Origin of the sequence: Pantoea sp. OVA07A (assembly GCF_019969975.1) — a bacterium.
GTDB lineage: Bacteria > Pseudomonadota > Gammaproteobacteria > Enterobacterales > Enterobacteriaceae > Pantoea > Pantoea agglomerans.
The window spans coordinates 99,690-115,907 of record NZ_JAHXYM010000003.1 but is presented as its reverse complement, the minus strand read 5'-3'; the positions used below and the strand labels follow the sequence as shown (position 1 = coordinate 115,907).

Here is a 16,218-nt window from a genome sequence, read left to right as displayed (position 1 = left end):
AGCGCTCAGGGTAGAAACATGTGGCGCATTCAGCATGCATCACACCGTTACCACCTGTAATGCACCGTCTGAACAACCTAGTTATAAACCAGGTTAAAGGTCACCGTGCTGTCCGCTTTGCCCGCCATAACCTGCCCGTCGGTCTGAATATATTGCGCGTTAAACGCCATCGACTTCGTCTGATTGGGTGAGGAGATCGTCGTCAGCACCGGCAGTTGATCGGTGGGCACATTCAGAGGGAGCCGCTGGCCTTCAGGAACCTGCAGGCCCGACCCATAGGTCAGGGCAATGCCCACACCTGAAGCAGAGTTGCTCTGTGGCGTCAGGCTAAGGGCATCCTTATCACCCGCAGTAGCCATACCGAAGAAGCCCACTTTAACCGCTGCACTGTGTTCACACATCACCTGAATCTGAAAACCTTTTTCACTTCCCGCCCGGCTACCGATACCGCTAAACTCTGCCTTACTCACTTTTCCCATCTCCACATTAATCACGGACTGGGAGGTGACAACGGCACAGCTGCCATATTGCACGGTAAAGCTGGAGAGGAAGATCTGCGGCTTATCATTGATCGGCTGACTACTGGCTGCACTATCCCCCACCTTTAAGCTGGCATTGCCAATATTCACCTCACCGACATTGGCCGGTTGATTGCCTGGATTAAGCGGCGATTGCTGGCCCGGGATTTTATAGAAGACCACATAGGACTGAAGTGTAATGTCATGTGCAGAATTCAACTGTGGGCCGGTCTGGGAATTACAGATCGAGCTGATTTTGCCCTTGCCGCTGGTATCAGAGAAGGTACCGGCGCACCAGGAGGGCTCCCTGAAACCAATAGCGAATCCGATGCTATCTACTCCCGGCACACGATATATTGGCGTATTATGACCGCCCGCAATATTCGTCTGTAAGCCGGACTCTTCGGCGTTAATCTCAAACCCCAGATCCTTGTAGTTATAGCCCTGCTCACCGCTGTTTCTATTGCAGGTAAAGGCATTACTGCTTTGCAAAGGCATCTGCGCCGAGATGGCCGTGCCATCGGCTGCGCCCGGCACATAGTTGACGTTTTGCACCTGTACCACAACCTGACTGATACCCTGACAGGACTCCTGCCCCAGCGCCTGCAAACAAACCAGCGCCGGGATCATCAGTATGATTCCTGTCATTAATCGCTGAACTGATTTCATCTTAAATTCCTGTGGATTACTGACAAACCGCAGAGACCAGCCTGACCGGGTTAGAGCCAGTGGCGGCTGGCAGGCGGAACGGTGCGCGACAGCTTTTCTGCCCTCCCTCATCCTGCCAGTTCACTTCGATGAGGCCCTGAGCCGGTACACCGCTCAGATAAAGTTCCCCTTTTTCGGCCACGATGCCGCTGGTACTGCTCTCTTTACCCGCGGCGGCAAGTGCGACCTGGCCAGCCGCACCGAAGGGCGGAAAAGTATCCTGCCAGGTAAGGGTGAACAACACCCTGTTACCTACGTGGGTGGCATAATCGGCCATCACAATCGCTCCACGCGTAGGGATAGCCTTTTGCCCATCCAGTTCGACGTCAACGTTGTCGGGCAGCGTATCCGTTTCCAGTTCGATAGCGTTTTCCTGGTAGGGCGAGAGTGAAGGCACAATCGCATAGCCGCGGCCATCAGTGACCACTTTGCTGCCGCTCTGGATGCCCACATCTGCCGTATCCGGTACCCGAACAATCGCGAAGGTATCGCCCAGCGGCTGGCTTAACGTAATGCCGTGTTCATGCGCGACGATCCCACCCGACAGGCCATAGTTAAACTGGCTGCTGTGCCGATCGTGACTGACCCCGACACTGACGCTGCCGCGACTGCCGCGATAGTCCAGCGAACCGTTGCTGTTCACGTTCTGTCCCTGACTGTCATGACCCTGTTGCAGGTTGTAGTGCAGGTTATCGTCCTGCAACGCGCTGCCCGACAGGCTGACCTGCTGAGACACATCGCCATCATTAGTGGCATTCATGCTGTAGCTGACGGAGCTGTCTGGCAGCAGTGCGCTGAAGGGGATGGAGACATTGAAAGAGACCGCACGGTCAGCTTTACGGGCACTGGTCGAGTCGTTGTAAAACCAGGCAATGCCCCACGAAATGGCGTTGTAATCGCTGTAGAAGCCCAGATGTAATGTGCGATCTTCATTGTCTGATCGCCAGTAGCGCTGCACATAAGCGGAGGCACTGAGGCTGCCATAATCACCGATACCCTGAGAGATCGAAATCTCCGAGCGACTGCGTTTGTTAGCCACATAGCTTGCGGGACTGGTCATCGCATTGGCCTCGCTGAAGGCATAAAAACCGCTGGAAGAGTAGCGATAGCTTGCCATGCTGAAGGTCGTATTGGTGGAGGCGAAATTTTTCTGATATTGCACACGCACCGACTGACCACTCCGGCTTTGTCCTTCCGGCATACGGGTTTTTGCCAGAGTCACATCGGTTCCCAGCGAGCCAAAATCACCCAGGCTTTTACCCAGGCCCGCCGCCACAGCGTGATAGTTTTGCGCAACCTGCAGGCCACCAAAGGCGGTAAAGTCATGCGGCAGTCCGTAGAACAGCGTGGATTGCACAAATTCAGGCGAACGCAGGTTGCTGCTGCCTGAGTAGTGATAACGACCGCCACTGACACCGTATTTCAGATGGCCCTGACGCAGCATATAAGGCACGGCAGAGTAAGGCTGAGTGAAGGTGCGCACCGAGCCATCACTTTCATGAATGGTAATCTCAAGGTCACCGCTCTGGGACGTGGGATAGAGATCTTTGATTTCGAACGCACCGGGTGCGACCACGGTTTCATAAATCATATAGCCGTGCTGGCTCACCGTTACCCGCGCATTGCTATGGGCGATGCCGTGGATCATCGGGGCGAAGCCGCGCTGGCTTTCCGGAAGCATGGTGTCATCAGACATGATCTGCATACCGCGAAACTGCACGCTGTCAAAAACATCGCCGGACGTATAGGTATCCCCTACCCGAAACTGGCTTTTCAGCGCCTTAAGATCCCGCTCCAGAAATGAGGTCTGAGACTGCCATTGACTGACCAGATCGTAGCGCCATGTGGACGTGTTACGCAGCCGCCATGCACCAAGATTGGCCCCGCTGCGCAGGCTGAGTAACGTCGAGTTCCAGCGGTCCCTGTGATTGCGGCTACTGCTGCCAGACAAGGTATAGTTCACAAAAGCAGCCGATACCCCCTCATCCCAGCGTGCTGGATCGACATAATCGCGATCTTTCACCATCAGCGCGATCTGTGGAATTGAAAGGTTTAACTGCTGATGCGCGAAATCAAAGTGGGTCGATGCATCGGGAATGAAATCGCCTAACTCTTCGATGGCCTCATCTTTCTTCAGATTAGTGAGGGCGGAAAAACCGTTAACGTTCACCCCCATCGCGGCCAGCTCTGCCACCGTCAGTTGCGGAACCAGCCCCGCTCTGCCTTGTACGAAGCTGACATCGCGGCTATCAATAACTCTGTTGTTGAGCAACAGCGTGACATGATAAGTGCCGGGTTGCTGTCCGCCCTCACGAGCAAAATAGTGGAGATCGGTGGCGTGATGTTGATCGGATGAGAACTCCAGTGCCGCCGGGTCAAAATAGTCATCCGCACGAGCACCACGCAGCGGGCAGAACAAAATCAGCATTAACCAGGGAGAGGCGTAAAGCGGCTTTGCGTACCTTCTCTTTCCTCTCTGAGCGTGCTGATTAACTTTCACTGATGATGGCCCCGGGTTTAAAACAAAATAAATTACAAATAACAACTAGCGCGTACGTTGTTCGGTAATGCCGCCGTAGTCGTTGATTGCAGACCAGCTCACTGCGCCGGAATCAGCGACGCGCCAGTGCCGATCTTCTCCAGGGCCAATCATGCCCGGATCCTGTATCTCGTGATGATTAACGCTGAGCGAATAAAATGAGACAAAGTAAGGCGTTGGGTTATGCGCAATCAGCTGATTGCCTTCATGGCGGAATGAGAGTTGCTGCCAGGCATCAGCCGGATTACCCGGCAAATCTTTTGGCCGATAAAAAAGCTTAAATTTCGATTTAATATTGACCTGAAGCTGGTTACTTTTATCGCGCGGCGTCGGTGAAATAGATTTCACATTCAGCCAGAATACCGATTCACGATCTTTCGGCAGGGGCATCCCCAGATAATTAATCCTTAACAGATTCTCTTTTTCCGCATCAAGCCGGAATAGCGGTGGCGTAACAATAAATGGTACCCGGGAATGATTATTTTGATCAAAGTTCTCTATCCAGGATTCAACCAGATACGGCGTATTTTTATCCTGATTGGAGACCGAAAGTGTTGCCTCCTTTTTGCCTTCCACAAAAATAACACGCGTCCCTCCCATTACCACACCCGCATGGGCAGCCATGCCCAGCATGCACGCAGAAAAGAGTGAAATAAGTCTTATTACCTTAAACATAGATATTTGTGCCATCGATATTTCGGAGGGGAAGCAGGGTTGCCCCTGCTATTAATTAATTATAAATCATCACAAAGTTAGAGACTGAGTTGGCAGCACCGACAGCGATCGGCGCACCATCACTTTTATAATCGGCAAAGAAATTTAAGTCCGCAGAACCGCCCTCGTTAGCCGTTACCAGGCTGACCGCTTTGGAGACGGATCCGATAGCAATCGGCGTGCTTCGGTCAGCTTCATAAAGTTTAATTCCTACGCCGGACGCGCCACCGCTGGTAACTTTCAGCAGGGAGTTGTCACCGCTATCTTTATCGCCATCAAACAGCACAGCCACGGTTTTAACTGATGAAGGACAATCCTTAACAGAGATAGTGAATGGCGTTTCTGTAGTTTCATTACGGCTTTCGAAATACGATTTCGCCCATTTACCTAAATCAACGCTCTGGTTTTTACTGGCGGTAGAAACGTCACAGGAAACATCGGTAATTTCGCCGGTAAATTTCACTTCACCACCGGCACCCTGTGTACCGGCTGCTGCTCCCGGATTAGGAGTAATCGGTGATGGGCCATCAGCAGGCGTTGCTAATGCTGATCCGGACACCATAAGGCCAGCCAGTGCCACGGGCAGAATATGTTTTCTGATATTCATCAAACCTGTCTCTTTTAATACATGCAAAGTGGCTGCAATGAGTCACCTGATGGATAAATATGCATTTATAGAAATGCGCCAACATAAAAACCCTAGGTTTATTATGTTGCCGCTATATTAGCCTCTCACGGCTATATAAAAATTAAACAAGACGTTCAGGTTCTTACACAGAAGAGATACATTAGTAGCCTTCCTTGATCTACATCACTTTAAGAAGGTAAAAAGATTATTTATTGAAAAAAATATTTTTACTAAGAAGGCACTTAATATAAACCTTAAATATATATTCATTCCAGAATGGGAATATATAAGTTGGCCGCCGGGAAAATTATGTAGCGCCGGAAATTCTCAGCGGTGATTAGCAGCGGCTCACCTCGGATTTTACATCATCTGCCACACCAGGTTTTCGACTTGCGTGATTTTCACTGATGCCGCGAACCAGTCAGCTCAGCTCAAAGCAAATCGTGACCTATGGGAGTACGAAAAGCGTGGCGTGCCGCGGTCATTAACTGACTGGCGGTGACGGTCGTGGGTAAGCGCATCAGAATTTTGCTCGCCTGCCAGTAACAGAGCAGCATGACCTCATCCTCCTCTTTTTCAGCCAGTTCATGCAGGCGGGCGCGCAGTGATAACACATCAATGGTCTGCTGCTCGTCAAGCATGTCAGAGATCGTCTGATTGATGACGTGATGGAGAGTTTTCCAGGTGAGATCGGTATGCAAAATTAACCTCTTCTAACGCTTATCAGCTCCGGGCAAACAAACAGCAGTGAAGCAGCTTAAATGGCTGCATCCTGCAAAAGATTGCACACTGCTGACAACTATAGCTGTTCGTGGGCGGCTACGCCGTGCCAGCAGTTGAAAATGCCAAAGTTGGCAATTCTAACGACTAATGGACCTGCCTGTCGCGTATTACACGCGACTCATCAGCTGATTGCTGTTTTTTGTAACAATTGCAGCTGATTCTTAACTGGCTGATGTCAGAGGGATTTGCCAGGGTAAACAGGTTTCCCGTCTCGTTAATGTTCAAGGAGTTGTCGATGAGTCAGCACGCAAATGTACTGGTATGGGGCCACGGCCCTGAGATATTTGAAGTCTTTCTGGAACCCACCTGTCCTTTTTCGGTGCGCGCCTTCAATAAATTCGACGCGTTACTGGCGCACGCGGGTGAAGAGAACATCACCCTGAAGATCCGTCTGCAATCACAGCCGTGGCACCTCTATTCCGGGCTGATAGTGCGCTATATCCTTGCCGCCGCATGCGAAAGTAAAGAGGCCGCGAAAAAGGTGATGCAGGCGGTGGCCGATCACCGTGAAGAGTTTGAGTTCACCGATCACTGTACCGGTCCGAACCGCGATGCCACGCCGAATCAAATCCTCGCCCGCCTGAAAGAGGTCAGCGGCGTAGATGCCAGCGCCGCGTTTGATCAGCCCGACCTGCAGAACGCCATTAAATGGCACTGCAAGTATGCCCGTCAGAACGGCATTCACGTTTCACCGACCTTTATGGTTAACGGTCTGGTACAGCCCGAAATCAGCAGCGGTGACGATATAGCGCACTGGGCAAGCTTTCTGATTCGTTAATCTTAGTGCGCGGCTGTGCCTGGCCGCGCCAGACTGAGCCTCTCCTTTGCGACCCCACTCACGCGCAAACTCAATATCCTGATAATTAAGCCTGTTTTCCCATGTGGAGGCCGGGTAAGCTGTACCGCTATCAGCAGCAGACGGTGGGATTAAAGCCGCTGCTGTTGTTCATCTTAACGGCACCGCTGGCCTGCATGGCGATAACCTGACGTTACGCCGGGCCCGCACGCCTAATTCATTGAGGATTTGCTGATGACGATGACGCTGCAACAACTGCAGGACAAATATCCGGGTGCCTTCACAGATGCATTTGGTGACTCCCCGGAATTAGCCAGCGAGCTCGCAACGCTGATTATTGCCGGTAAGAAAGTGGCCACCTGCGGGTCGTTGCGGAGCTGGCAGGATCAGGAAGCATTGCCTCAACCGGGCGGTTACAGCATTGTTCTCAACGGCGAACAGCAGCCCGTCTGCGTGATCCGCACCACCGGCTTGTTCCTGACGCGCTTTGATCGCGTGACGCCCGAGATGGCGATGCTGGAGGGTGAAGGCGATCTGAGCCTCGACCACTGGCGTCAGGAACATCAGCGCTACTTCGAGCGCGCTGGCTATTTTCACAGCGAAATGGAGCTGATCTTCGAGACGTTCCAGCTGGTCGAGGTAGTCTAAACCGGCACGCTACAGCGTGTTTGCCGCCATCAGCGCAAGTCGCGCAATCCCCCGCGCGGCAAGGTTATCAGCCGCCTGGGCTGCGCGCATGCCACTGGCACACACCAGTACCACACGCTGATTGACCGGCGGTTGCCAGGCCGCTATCTGCTGCGGCAGAATTCGCACCACCCGCTCGGCCACACTGACCGGTGCCTCTTCCAGGCTGCGCAACTCCACTATGCAATCATCCTCCATCAGCATGGCCCGATCGATAAAGGGCGTGCCGGGCGCGTCAGGTTCAGGTGCGTCATCAAAACGAAACTGCCTGATATGCCAGTCAACAAAGTCACAGTGGATCATGCAGCCGAGCGGCGATGGCGTCAGTTTTAACAATACGCTCAGCGCCATCTGTGCCTGCATTGCGCCCAGCGTCGCTACCGCCGGTCCCATTACGCCTGCCGTATTGCAGTTACCCGAGGCCGTGGGCAGCTGCGGGAACAGCGCGCGATAGCCAGGCGCACCGCCACAGAATCCGCCAACATAGCCTTTGCGTCCCAGCACCGAAGCGCAGATCAGCGGCAGGCCTGCCGGATAACAGGCGTCGGAGAGCTGATAAGTAATAGCGAAGTTATCCGCCGCATCCACCACCAGATCGATTCCCTCCAGCGCCTGCGGCAGTTGACTGGCGCTTAGCGCGTGTGGATGCGCCTCAACGTGGCAGTCAGGATTGCGCTGCGCCAGCGCACGCTGAGCGCAAAATACTTTCTGCTGGCCCACATCGTCGACGCCAAACAGCGTCTGCCGGTGGAGGTTGTGCAGTTCAACCCGATCGCCATCGTAAAGACGGATAAATCCCACACCCGCGCCTGCCAGTAACGGCAGCAGCGTCGCACTAAGCCCGCCCGCCCCCACCACCAGCACCTTTGCCCTGCTCAGCCGCTGCTGCCCCGCTTCACCAATCTCTGGCAACATCGTCTGTCGCTGATAACGCTCCATCGCTGCTCCTTAACTGAATTGTGCCAGACCAAAAATAGGCGTAGAGGCAGACGCCATGTCGCGCTGCTCCATCAATCCCGCCTGAAACGCCTCGTGTCCGCCGTGGATCGCAGCAGCAAAGGCACGGGCCATGCGCACCGGATCGCGCGCTTTTGCCACCGCCGTGTTGAGCAGCACGCCATCAAAACCCATCTCCATCGCCTGAGCCGCCTGGCCAGGTGCGCCAATGCCCGCATCAATAATCAACGGCACATCTTTAAACCACGCACGCATAGCGCGCAGCCCCTCGATATTACGCAGCCCCTGGCCGGAGCCGATCGGCGCGCCCCAGGGCATCAGCACTTCACAGCCCGCTTCCAGCAATTTTTCGCCGACAATCAGATCTTCCGTAGTGTAGGGAAACACCTGGAACCCGTCAGCGCAGAGAATCCGTGCGGCCTCAACCAGGGCAAAAGGATCGGGCTGCAGCGTGTCGGCATGGCCAATCACCTCCAGCTTGATCCACGGTGTGTCGAACAGTTCACGCGCCATCTGCGCCGTCGTCACCGCCTCTTTCACCGTGTGGCAGCCCGCCGTATTCGGCAGAATACGTATGTTGAGCTGTTGCAGCAGCGTGCGGAAAGCGCCGCCTTCACTGCCTTCCCGTCGCAGGCTGACGGTAATAATCTCCGCGCCTGACGCGTTGATCGCCTGATGCAGAATGTCCGGTGACGGATAACCGGCCGTGCCGAGCAGAAATCGGGATTGCGGAGTAAATTGATAGAACATGGTTAACCTCCCTGCATCGGTGACAGGATTTCGAGCTGGTTGCCCGCCTCAAGTTGCTGGCTGGCATAGCGGCTACGCGGTACAAACTCCCCGTTCAGCGCGGTGGCGACGGTCCGCGGATCGATCTGCTGCTCCGCCATAAGCTCCGCCAGCGTCGTTGCGCCGGTTTCAATCGTGCGGCCATTCAGTTCAACGCGCATGAGTCATCTCCTGAGTCAGTTGCAGCATAAGTTTTTCAGCCATGATCGGGGCCAGCAAAAAGCCGTGGCGATAAAGTCCATTGAGTGAGAAACGGCCATTTTCGTAGCGGACTTCCGGCAGGTTCTGCCGATAAGCAGGACGCAGACCGGTGCCACTCTCCACAATCCGCGCTTCAGCCAGCGCCGGATGCAGGCTATAAGCGGCGCTGAGCAGTTCCATCATCGCCCGGGCGCTGATCGGGCTGCTGTCGTGGCTTTCGACCATGGTGGCACCCAGCATGAAGTGGCCCCCGGTACGCGGTACCAGATAGCAGGGAAAGCGTGGGTGCAGCAACCGGACAGGACGTAAGAGTTGTACGTCGGATGTGTGCAGGATCACCATTTCGCCCCGCACGGCGCGCAGGGCTGGCTGCCGATCGGTGGCGTGGATGCCACGGCAGTCGATGATTTTGCCGCCGGGTTTACCGCTGTGAAAGGGGACGCCAGCCTGTTGCAGTTTGTCGCGCAGTTGCTGCAAGGCGCGGCGCGGATCGAGATGCGCCTCTGCGGTGAAAAACAGGCCGCGGGCAAAGCGGTTTTCCAGTGCGGGTTCAATGTCACCGGGAGAGACCCACTGATGCTGCTGCGTCATGCTGGCGAAGCGCGTGAGTTCGCGGCTGTCACGCGGCGGAGCCACCACCAGCGTGCCCTGCTGTTCCACGCCATCAACGCGTTTCGCCCACCAGCTGGCCGCGTGCTGGCCCCATTCGATCACCTGTGGCGGTGCGCTTTCTGCTTCACACCAGGGCGCGAGCATGCCGCCCGCCCAGTGCGAGGCCGCACGGCAGTCAGGCTGAGTAATAACTTCGACCGTTTCTCCCCGCTCCAGCAGCAGCGTGGCGACACAAAGCCCGGCAACGCCACTGCCGAGCACCGACCAGCGGCTCATGGTGTCCACCGGACAGGAAAAGAAAGATTCAGGATGAGATTTTTCATTTTGGCCTCGTTATCCGTTAACGAAGACCCGTGATACAGAGGGAAAAGGCAGGAACGTTGCGAATACGCCCCTGCGGCAAGTATCTGATGAGATACCCGTCTTCCTACGCCAGTATCAACTGGGTCAGGTTCTAAGGGTCGCTAAGCCGCGCGGTGCGCTATTAGCCTCTCAGTCTCTCTGGCGAGACTCCCCTGACGGGTTTAGTTGTAAGTTAAGCAGACAGCTTCGTCAAGCAGACTGCATGGAACCGGGTCAGAAAATCGGACTTAACCGGCAGAACCGAAATGCCAGTCAGTTGCGGTTGCCAGCGTCACAAAGGGGCCCGCCAGCGTCTGGTTGTGATGCGCAATAATCTTCTCCGCAGAGAGGTGGGGATTATCGACGGTGGTGTGCGCATCGTAAATCAGTACGACGTTAAAACCCAGCTCCGGGGCTGCCCGACAGGTAGTATCAACACAGAACTCCGTTTTCATCCCCGCAATCACCAGTTGCTTAATGCCCTTTTGCCTCAGCTGAAGCTGCAGGCCAGTATCCCTGAAACAGCTGGGATATCTTTTGGTGAAGACGACATCACTCTGCGGGTTGACCTGCAATTCCGGGATCAGGCGCGTCAGCGGGCTTTGCTCGTTAAAAGGGGAATCATCCGGGCCGATATGGCGTGCGAAAAAGAGGGGGACGGCAGAAGCCCTGGCTTTAGTAATAAGAATTGAGGTATTCGACAAGATCGAATTTGCGGCAAAGGGAGCCTCGGGACCATTAAAAAGGCCCTGCTGCATGTCGATAATTAAAAGTGCACTTTCAGATGTAACCATGACCTGTCTCCATTCAGTTTTAAGAACGGAGAACAGCTCCCCGTCCGGTTCGGCGGGGAGTGAGAATCTGTTGTGTCAGGTGCCTGTCACAGAGTCGCTCACGCCGCCGCCAGGGGCGGTGGTAGTGGTGACGGTGGTGAAAGACTGAACTGACATAAACATTTTCTGACCCTGAGTTAATGCGTTCGGTGAAGTCACCCTCAGAAGGATGGCGCTGGCATCTACATTACCCTGTACGCTGTCGCTTTTAAAGCGCCTGCAGCGATTGGGTTACCGCATCGGTTATTTCACGAATGCGCGGTTCGGCACGGCGATAGTAAGTCCATTTCCCGACTTTGCTGGCTTCAACCAGCCCCGCATTGTGAAGTGCTTTCAGGCATAACGAGGTGGCGGGCTGTGATAAGCCCGCCTTGTCCTGTATGAGGCTGGCACAGACGCCATACTGATCGAAGGGATAGAGCTGGGTATAGCCCGCAAACGCTTCGTCAGGATTTTTAAGCCACTTCAGCACTGCCACTCTGGTCGGGTTGGACAGTAACTTCAGGGCATTTTCGGGGGACATGCCGCCTCACAGAATATCAGGATGGGTAAAATGGATAGTCAGTATAGCCTTTCTCAGTGCCGCCATACAGGGAGGCGTGATCGACCTCATTCAGCGGATATCCTGATTTAATTCGCGCGGGCAGATCGGGATTAGCGATAAATGAGCGGCCAAAACCAAACAGATCGCCCCAGCCTTTTTCCAGCACATGCTGCGCTTTTTCAGCCGTGTAGCGACCCGAATAGATGATCGGAGAGCGGAATGTTTCCCGCAGTGCGATCCGGAAGCTCTCTGGCATCTCCGGGCTGTTGTCCCAGTCGGCTTCAGCAATGGAGAGATAGCCAACTTCCAGCTCGTTCAGCAGTGCTGCTGCGCGGATGTAGGTCGCGTGTGGATCACTTTCAACCAGGCCGAGATAGACGCGCTCTTCGTCGGTACTGGTAAACAGAGGCGCAAATCTGACGCCAACGCGGTGGCTGCCAAATACTGAGCTGACTGCCTCAACGACTTCTCGCAGGAAGCGCAGACGATTCTCAGCAGAGCCGCCATATTCATCCGTACGGAAGTTGGTGTGCTCAGAAATAAACTGGTTAATCAGATACCCGTTGGCGGAATGCAGTTCCACACCGTCGAAACCGGCCGCTTTGGCATTCTCCGCCGCGCGTCGGTAAAGCTCTACGATCTCTTTAACTTCCGATGTAGTCAGTGCGCGTGGCTCGCTGGGTGCGGTCAATATGCCGGCGCCGGGTCCGGTTTCAATAAATACCCGGACGTTATCGGCTGCAATGGCTGAAGGGGCAACGGGTGCCTGCTTGCCCGGCTGCAGTTCATTATGCGACACGCGGCCAACATGCCAGAGCTGGCAGAAAATCGTGGCCCCTTGCTGATGTACTGCCTCTGTAACCTTTTTCCAGCCGGCGATCTGCGCTTCGCTGTGGATCCCCGGCGTCCATGCATAGCCCTGCCCGCGAGGCTCAATCTGGGTGCCTTCGGTGATCATCAGTCCCGCGCTGGAACGCTGGCGGTAGTACTCCACCATCATCTCGCCGGGAATGTTGCCCGGTTGTTCACTGCGGCAGCGCGTCAGTGGCGGCAGTACAATGCGGTTACGAAGCTGAAGGTCGCCCAGACTCAAGGGGGTAAAAAGTGACGGCATGACAAAAAATCCTCTGATGTGTGAAGAGGCGACATTATATTTACACATTTAAATTTGTAAATGTGTAATCTGTGCTTTTTGTCCAGGGCGGTATCTGTGGTTTCTGGCAGAGGGTTACTTTCTGGGTGAGTGCTGACAGCGCGTGGGATTAACAGTCTCTCAGCGCAGCGCCTGACTGCGTAACGTCAGGAGGAGATCCTGCAGACGCCGCTTTCAGGCAAATTGCTTCGCCGGGACGGAGGTGATGCCTGCAGGATCATAAGAACATTAAGAAGCGTATTTTTCAGTGAACGCCTGCCACTGCTGGCGATAAACCTCCAGTTGACTGAGTGCGCCATCAATGGAGGGCTGTGCTTTGTTGTCAGGATTCGGCGTGGCACGAATCAAATCGGCAAAGGTGCTGAAGACAGAGTCCATATCACGTCCCGACTTCATGGCTTCCATCATCCCGGCCAGCTCCACCTGTGGCCGTGCGGTTGCGCTCTTAACCTGGCTGAGATAGTCACGTGCGCTCTCCTGCATGTCGCGTGTTCCATGACGTATGGCTAACGCCAGCGTATCCTGTGCTCCCAGCAACGTCTGACGTTCACGAATGGCGACTTTGACGCTTATCATCTCATCAGCAATGTCATTCGCCTGCTTCTGGTTATCGCCGGAGACATATTTTTCAATCAGTTTATGGAGCTTAGACTGCGTCAGGGTCAGCGCCATGGCTTCCGAGGTATCCGAATTATCGTACTGATTACGGCCCACCTGGCCTTCAGCCAGCACCTCATGGAGTGCAGCGGCAAACTCATCCATAGCGGTCTGCGTATTAGCAGCTGTCATACTCAGAAGTGGAGTAAAAGTTCTGGCGTCCCAGCTGGTGTAGGGATCGTTGAATAATGCATATCCAAGGTTAACGGACGGTCCCTGACCGGATGACTTTGTCTTTGCCAGTTCCTCTGAATTTTTAGCCTGCTGCTCTGCCGTAATGGGCTCAGCGATAGCCTGCACCAGGCGCGCTCTTGCCTCGGGTGAGATCACCACCACACTGGCAGGTAATTCTTTTCCGGTAATAGTTTCTTTAGTCGTGTTCTCAGATCTGTTTGTTACGGTGAGCGTGGCTAAATATCCTCTTGCCACCTCTGTTGTCACGCCATTGATTAACCCCATAATGCCCTCTACGGTTTGATTGGTTGAACAATTTATCGGCAAAATGTAACCAATCTTTACCGAAATCTTATTGCTGCCTGGGTTAAGACGGCTCAGGGCAAGTCTGGCTATCATCGCCGCTGCGGCCTGACTTTGATCCAGAAAAGGTTCAGAATCCCCAGGCTGACCAGCTAACGGCTCCCGGCAGCGTTTCAGACTTTGCGGGATGCACAGGAAAGTTTCAGAGCAGTACGCATTTATCCATTTCAGACAGGGTTAATTCAGAGGAGACGTCGTGAATAGTGCACTTCCATTAGACGCGCTTGGGCCACGCATTTGTATTATGGGTCCCTCGAACAGCGGAAAATCGACCTTAGCTGAAGCCATTGCTCGCAAAACAGATCTACCAGCAGTTCATCTGGATCAGCTTCACCATATTCCGGACAGTCAATGGGTGCCCAGAGCACCGGCAGAATTTCTTCGTTTGCATGCTGAGGCGGTGAGTCAGGAAAGATGGGTGATGGAGGGTAATTACACCAAATGCATTGAAGAACGATTCGCGCGTGCCACAGGCTTAATTCTGCTGGATGTAAAAGTGACAGTGGCACTTCTGCGCTACATTCGCAGATGTTATTCATCCACGCCGCGTATTGGCGGCCTGGGGATGGGCAGAGAGCCGATGAGCCTGGAGATGCTGAAATATATTATCCGTACTGCCCCGCAAAATCGAAAGCACCATAAAAAGCTTTACGACCAGGTCAGACTGCCAAAACTTCTGCTTCCTTCTCCCCGCGATGTTAAAGCCTGTTCTGACTACTGGGGATTAAAGCTAACGAATAATGATCGATGAACACAGGCTGCAGGAATAACGTCTGTTTTCCGTTAATGGGGTCGTTCTGACTCAGTGACTTTTTGAATAACAAAGAAGCACCACTGCCATCAATCAAAAAGCATTAAGCTCGTCAGAAGAGAGTCCAGCGATTCTACCGGCCCGGCATGATTTGTCTCGGAACGAATTGTGTCCCAGGGCATGGCGTCATCAGTACAATAATCACCTGTGCACTGCATATCGGCAGGCTCACTGAGTAAACCAACCGGAAGCCAGATATAAGGTCTGCCAAGCAACCGGTTAGGCACTGTGGAGCCACAGCTGGCGCAAAAATCGTTGCGATAACCGGTGAGTTTGCGCCATGACGCGATCTGGCTCTCACCGGAAACCCAGCTGAAGTCACTCTCTTTTACGATCGTTGCCAGGTTATAGCCGGTTCCGCTCTGTTTTCTGCACAAAGAACAGTGACAACGGTAATAGCGCGTGGGGGTTACTGATATTTCGAAAGCAACGGTTTCACACAGACATGCGCCTTTCATTTCATCATCCTGTTCACTCAGATTCCTGGTTTGTCTGACTACTTGCCTGATCATAGTGGTGTTTAAGTAAGGGGCTGCAGTAGCGCTACCGGAATCCTGTCATTTTAATGCCGCTCCGGCTCATTGCATGATCTTTTGCGGATTTGAGCCAGAAGCGGATACCCCCTCGTACACCTTCATCAGTATTAACTGCGGCTGAATACCAGTTTCAGCCCTGCCAGCGCAAAGCAGCAGGCTAATAGCGCATCGAGTCCGCGACGAATGCGACGGTAAAATGCGCCCATCACGGCGGTTGAGAACAGCAGAGCATAGCCGCCGAACACAACCACGCAAATCACCGCACAGCCGCAGATGATTATCGGCAGCGTGGCGGCGACCACATCCGGCTTCAGTGCAAACGACATAATGGCCACCCAGGTAAGAATCGCCTTGGGGTTGCCGATATGCATCAGTATCCCCTGACGGAACAGTCTGCCATACGCGACACGCTCATCGCTGGCTTTAAAATCGCTGGCCTCAGTGCGGCGTAACGCAGATTTGCCGGCTTTAAACGCCAGCCATAACAGATATAACCCTCCGCCAATTTTTAACACGATCAGCAACTGAGCGAAGGTGGCCAGCACAGTCAGCACACCGCAGGCGGCCAGCAGCGCCCAGAGCATCGAACCACTCACGACACCCGCAGCCAGCGCCAGTGCGGCCCCCCTGCCCTTTTTCATTGCCGTTCCCATTATCGCCATATTACTTGGCCCGGGACTGGCTGTTGCGACAAAGTAGGTGGTGAAGATCAGGATTAATTCGTGCGAAAGCGCCATGATGTCCTCTGCGATGGGTTGTTATTTATCTGTTATATCGGCTGACGTGCAAATTTGCTATCTCCTGGTTCGCTGCGGCTTCGTTTCTCGCTTTAAACGATCTGCGCAATCAAACGTTTTCCAGACATAGCTTTCT

18 protein-coding genes and 1 riboswitch are annotated in these 16,218 nt (G+C 54.0%); of the genes, 3 read left to right on the top strand and 15 right to left on the bottom strand.

All coding sequences use genetic code 11. The features are described 5' to 3' along the window. Positions 1–77 precede the first annotated feature (77 nt). The 5 genes from LC417_RS11705 to LC417_RS11685 all read right to left on the bottom strand — a co-directional run bounded on the left by LC417_RS11705 (position 78) and on the right by LC417_RS11685 (position 5,808). Positions 78–1,187 carry a fimbrial protein gene (locus tag LC417_RS11705; protein ID WP_223565876.1) on the bottom strand — a complete coding sequence of 370 codons (1,110 nt, stop codon included), beginning with the start codon at positions 1,185–1,187 and terminating at the stop codon, positions 78–80. A gap of 16 nt (positions 1,188–1,203) precedes the next feature. Continuing rightward, positions 1,204–3,654: a fimbria/pilus outer membrane usher protein gene (locus LC417_RS11700; RefSeq protein WP_223565875.1), complete on the bottom strand. Its 2,451-nt coding sequence runs from the start codon at positions 3,652–3,654 to the stop codon at positions 1,204–1,206. Positions 3,655–3,771: 117 nt separating this feature from the next. Beyond that, positions 3,772–4,440 (bottom strand): molecular chaperone, encoded by a 669-nt coding sequence (locus LC417_RS11695; RefSeq protein ID WP_374197798.1) that lies wholly within the window; start codon positions 4,438–4,440, stop codon positions 3,772–3,774. A 55-nt stretch (positions 4,441–4,495) separates the two neighbouring features. Next, on the bottom strand, positions 4,496–5,086 hold the full coding sequence (locus tag LC417_RS11690) for a fimbrial protein (protein WP_033786857.1): 591 nt from the start codon (positions 5,084–5,086) through the stop codon (positions 4,496–4,498). A gap of 452 nt (positions 5,087–5,538) precedes the next feature. Further along, entirely contained in the window at positions 5,539–5,808 is a 270-nt protein-coding gene (locus LC417_RS11685) for a hypothetical protein (protein WP_031593389.1), read from the bottom strand. 317 nt (positions 5,809–6,125) lie between these two features. On the opposite strand from LC417_RS11685, the gene LC417_RS11680 reads away from it, so the two are divergent. Beyond that, positions 6,126–6,668: a thioredoxin domain-containing protein gene (locus LC417_RS11680; protein ID WP_163851921.1), complete on the top strand. Its 543-nt coding sequence runs from the start codon at positions 6,126–6,128 to the stop codon at positions 6,666–6,668. A 252-nt stretch (positions 6,669–6,920) separates the two neighbouring features. Further along, on the top strand, positions 6,921–7,334 hold the full coding sequence (locus LC417_RS11675) for an ASCH domain-containing protein (RefSeq protein ID WP_010670725.1): 414 nt from the start codon (positions 6,921–6,923) through the stop codon (positions 7,332–7,334). Positions 7,335–7,343: 9 nt separating this feature from the next. Here the strand turns inward: LC417_RS11675 and LC417_RS11670 are convergent, their stop codons facing one another. The 8 genes from LC417_RS11670 to LC417_RS11635 form a co-directional block, all read right to left on the bottom strand. Beyond that, positions 7,344–8,312, bottom strand: coding sequence for a HesA/MoeB/ThiF family protein (locus tag LC417_RS11670; protein ID WP_223565874.1), 969 nt, complete (start codon positions 8,310–8,312; stop codon positions 7,344–7,346). A 9-nt stretch (positions 8,313–8,321) separates the two neighbouring features. Further along, complete coding sequence (locus LC417_RS11665; RefSeq protein ID WP_223565873.1) at positions 8,322–9,080, bottom strand: thiazole synthase; 759 nt, start codon at positions 9,078–9,080, stop codon at positions 8,322–8,324. A 2-nt stretch (positions 9,081–9,082) separates the two neighbouring features. Beyond that, positions 9,083–9,280, bottom strand: coding sequence for a sulfur carrier protein ThiS (gene thiS, locus LC417_RS11660; RefSeq protein ID WP_010247485.1), 198 nt, complete (start codon positions 9,278–9,280; stop codon positions 9,083–9,085). Next, positions 9,270–10,208, bottom strand: a complete 939-nt coding sequence (locus tag LC417_RS11655; RefSeq protein ID WP_223565872.1) for an FAD-dependent oxidoreductase — start codon at positions 10,206–10,208, stop codon at positions 9,270–9,272. Before LC417_RS11655 ends, thiS begins: the two co-directional genes overlap by 11 nt. A 131-nt stretch (positions 10,209–10,339) precedes the next feature. Next, a riboswitch (TPP riboswitch) is annotated at positions 10,340–10,459 on the bottom strand. Positions 10,460–10,522: 63 nt separating this feature from the next. Continuing rightward, entirely contained in the window at positions 10,523–11,068 is a 546-nt protein-coding gene (locus LC417_RS11650; RefSeq protein ID WP_223565871.1) for a cysteine hydrolase family protein, read from the bottom strand. A gap of 247 nt (positions 11,069–11,315) precedes the next feature. After that, on the bottom strand, positions 11,316–11,630 hold the full coding sequence (locus tag LC417_RS11645; protein ID WP_010247494.1) for a helix-turn-helix transcriptional regulator: 315 nt from the start codon (positions 11,628–11,630) through the stop codon (positions 11,316–11,318). A 16-nt stretch (positions 11,631–11,646) separates the two neighbouring features. Continuing rightward, positions 11,647–12,765, bottom strand: coding sequence for an alkene reductase (locus LC417_RS11640; protein WP_223565870.1), 1,119 nt, complete (start codon positions 12,763–12,765; stop codon positions 11,647–11,649). A 267-nt stretch (positions 12,766–13,032) separates the two neighbouring features. Further along, positions 13,033–14,034 (bottom strand): hypothetical protein, encoded by a 1,002-nt coding sequence (locus LC417_RS11635; RefSeq protein ID WP_223565869.1) that lies wholly within the window; start codon positions 14,032–14,034, stop codon positions 13,033–13,035. Positions 14,035–14,194: 160 nt separating this feature from the next. Here LC417_RS11635 and LC417_RS11630 point away from each other — a divergent pair, with 160 nt between their 5' ends. Next, positions 14,195–14,749 carry an AAA family ATPase gene (locus LC417_RS11630; RefSeq protein ID WP_223565868.1) on the top strand — a complete coding sequence of 185 codons (555 nt, stop codon included), beginning with the start codon at positions 14,195–14,197 and terminating at the stop codon, positions 14,747–14,749. Positions 14,750–14,838: 89 nt separating this feature from the next. Here LC417_RS11630 and LC417_RS11625 read toward each other — a convergent pair whose 3' ends face one another. Together LC417_RS11625 and LC417_RS11620 are read right to left on the bottom strand one after the other, a co-directional pair. After that, positions 14,839–15,267, bottom strand: a complete 429-nt coding sequence (locus LC417_RS11625) for a GFA family protein (RefSeq protein ID WP_072101266.1) — start codon at positions 15,265–15,267, stop codon at positions 14,839–14,841. Positions 15,268–15,452: 185 nt separating this feature from the next. Continuing rightward, on the bottom strand, positions 15,453–16,082 hold the full coding sequence (locus tag LC417_RS11620; RefSeq protein ID WP_010670716.1) for a LysE family translocator: 630 nt from the start codon (positions 16,080–16,082) through the stop codon (positions 15,453–15,455). Positions 16,083–16,218 lie beyond the last annotated feature (136 nt).

Bases quoted from the DNA above. Each gene is read 5' to 3' on its own strand.
- LC417_RS11675 (WP_010670725.1), top strand. From the start codon at position 6,921: ATGACGATGACGCTGCAACAACTGCAGGACAAATATCCGGGTGCCTTC.
- LC417_RS11680 (WP_163851921.1), top strand. From the start codon at position 6,126: ATGAGTCAGCACGCAAATGTACTGGTATGGGGCCACGGCCCTGAGATA.
- thiS (WP_010247485.1), bottom strand. From the start codon at position 9,280: ATGCGCGTTGAACTGAATGGCCGCACGATTGAAACCGGCGCAACGACG.
- LC417_RS11655 (WP_223565872.1), bottom strand. From the start codon at position 10,208: ATGAGCCGCTGGTCGGTGCTCGGCAGTGGCGTTGCCGGGCTTTGTGTC.
- LC417_RS11650 (WP_223565871.1), bottom strand. From the start codon at position 11,068: ATGGTTACATCTGAAAGTGCACTTTTAATTATCGACATGCAGCAGGGC.
- LC417_RS11665 (WP_223565873.1), bottom strand. From the start codon at position 9,080: ATGTTCTATCAATTTACTCCGCAATCCCGATTTCTGCTCGGCACGGCC.
- LC417_RS11690 (WP_033786857.1), bottom strand. From the start codon at position 5,086: ATGAATATCAGAAAACATATTCTGCCCGTGGCACTGGCTGGCCTTATG.
- LC417_RS11625 (WP_072101266.1), bottom strand. From the start codon at position 15,267: ATGAAAGGCGCATGTCTGTGTGAAACCGTTGCTTTCGAAATATCAGTA.
- LC417_RS11635 (WP_223565869.1), bottom strand. From the start codon at position 14,034: ATGATAGCCAGACTTGCCCTGAGCCGTCTTAACCCAGGCAGCAATAAG.
- LC417_RS11670 (WP_223565874.1), bottom strand. From the start codon at position 8,312: ATGGAGCGTTATCAGCGACAGACGATGTTGCCAGAGATTGGTGAAGCG.
- LC417_RS11640 (WP_223565870.1), bottom strand. From the start codon at position 12,765: ATGCCGTCACTTTTTACCCCCTTGAGTCTGGGCGACCTTCAGCTTCGT.
- LC417_RS11620 (WP_010670716.1), bottom strand. From the start codon at position 16,082: ATGGCGCTTTCGCACGAATTAATCCTGATCTTCACCACCTACTTTGTC.
- LC417_RS11705 (WP_223565876.1), bottom strand. From the start codon at position 1,187: ATGAAATCAGTTCAGCGATTAATGACAGGAATCATACTGATGATCCCG.
- LC417_RS11695 (WP_374197798.1), bottom strand. From the start codon at position 4,440: ATGTTTAAGGTAATAAGACTTATTTCACTCTTTTCTGCGTGCATGCTG.
- LC417_RS11645 (WP_010247494.1), bottom strand. From the start codon at position 11,630: ATGTCCCCCGAAAATGCCCTGAAGTTACTGTCCAACCCGACCAGAGTG.
- LC417_RS11700 (WP_223565875.1), bottom strand. From the start codon at position 3,654: ATGCTGATTTTGTTCTGCCCGCTGCGTGGTGCTCGTGCGGATGACTAT.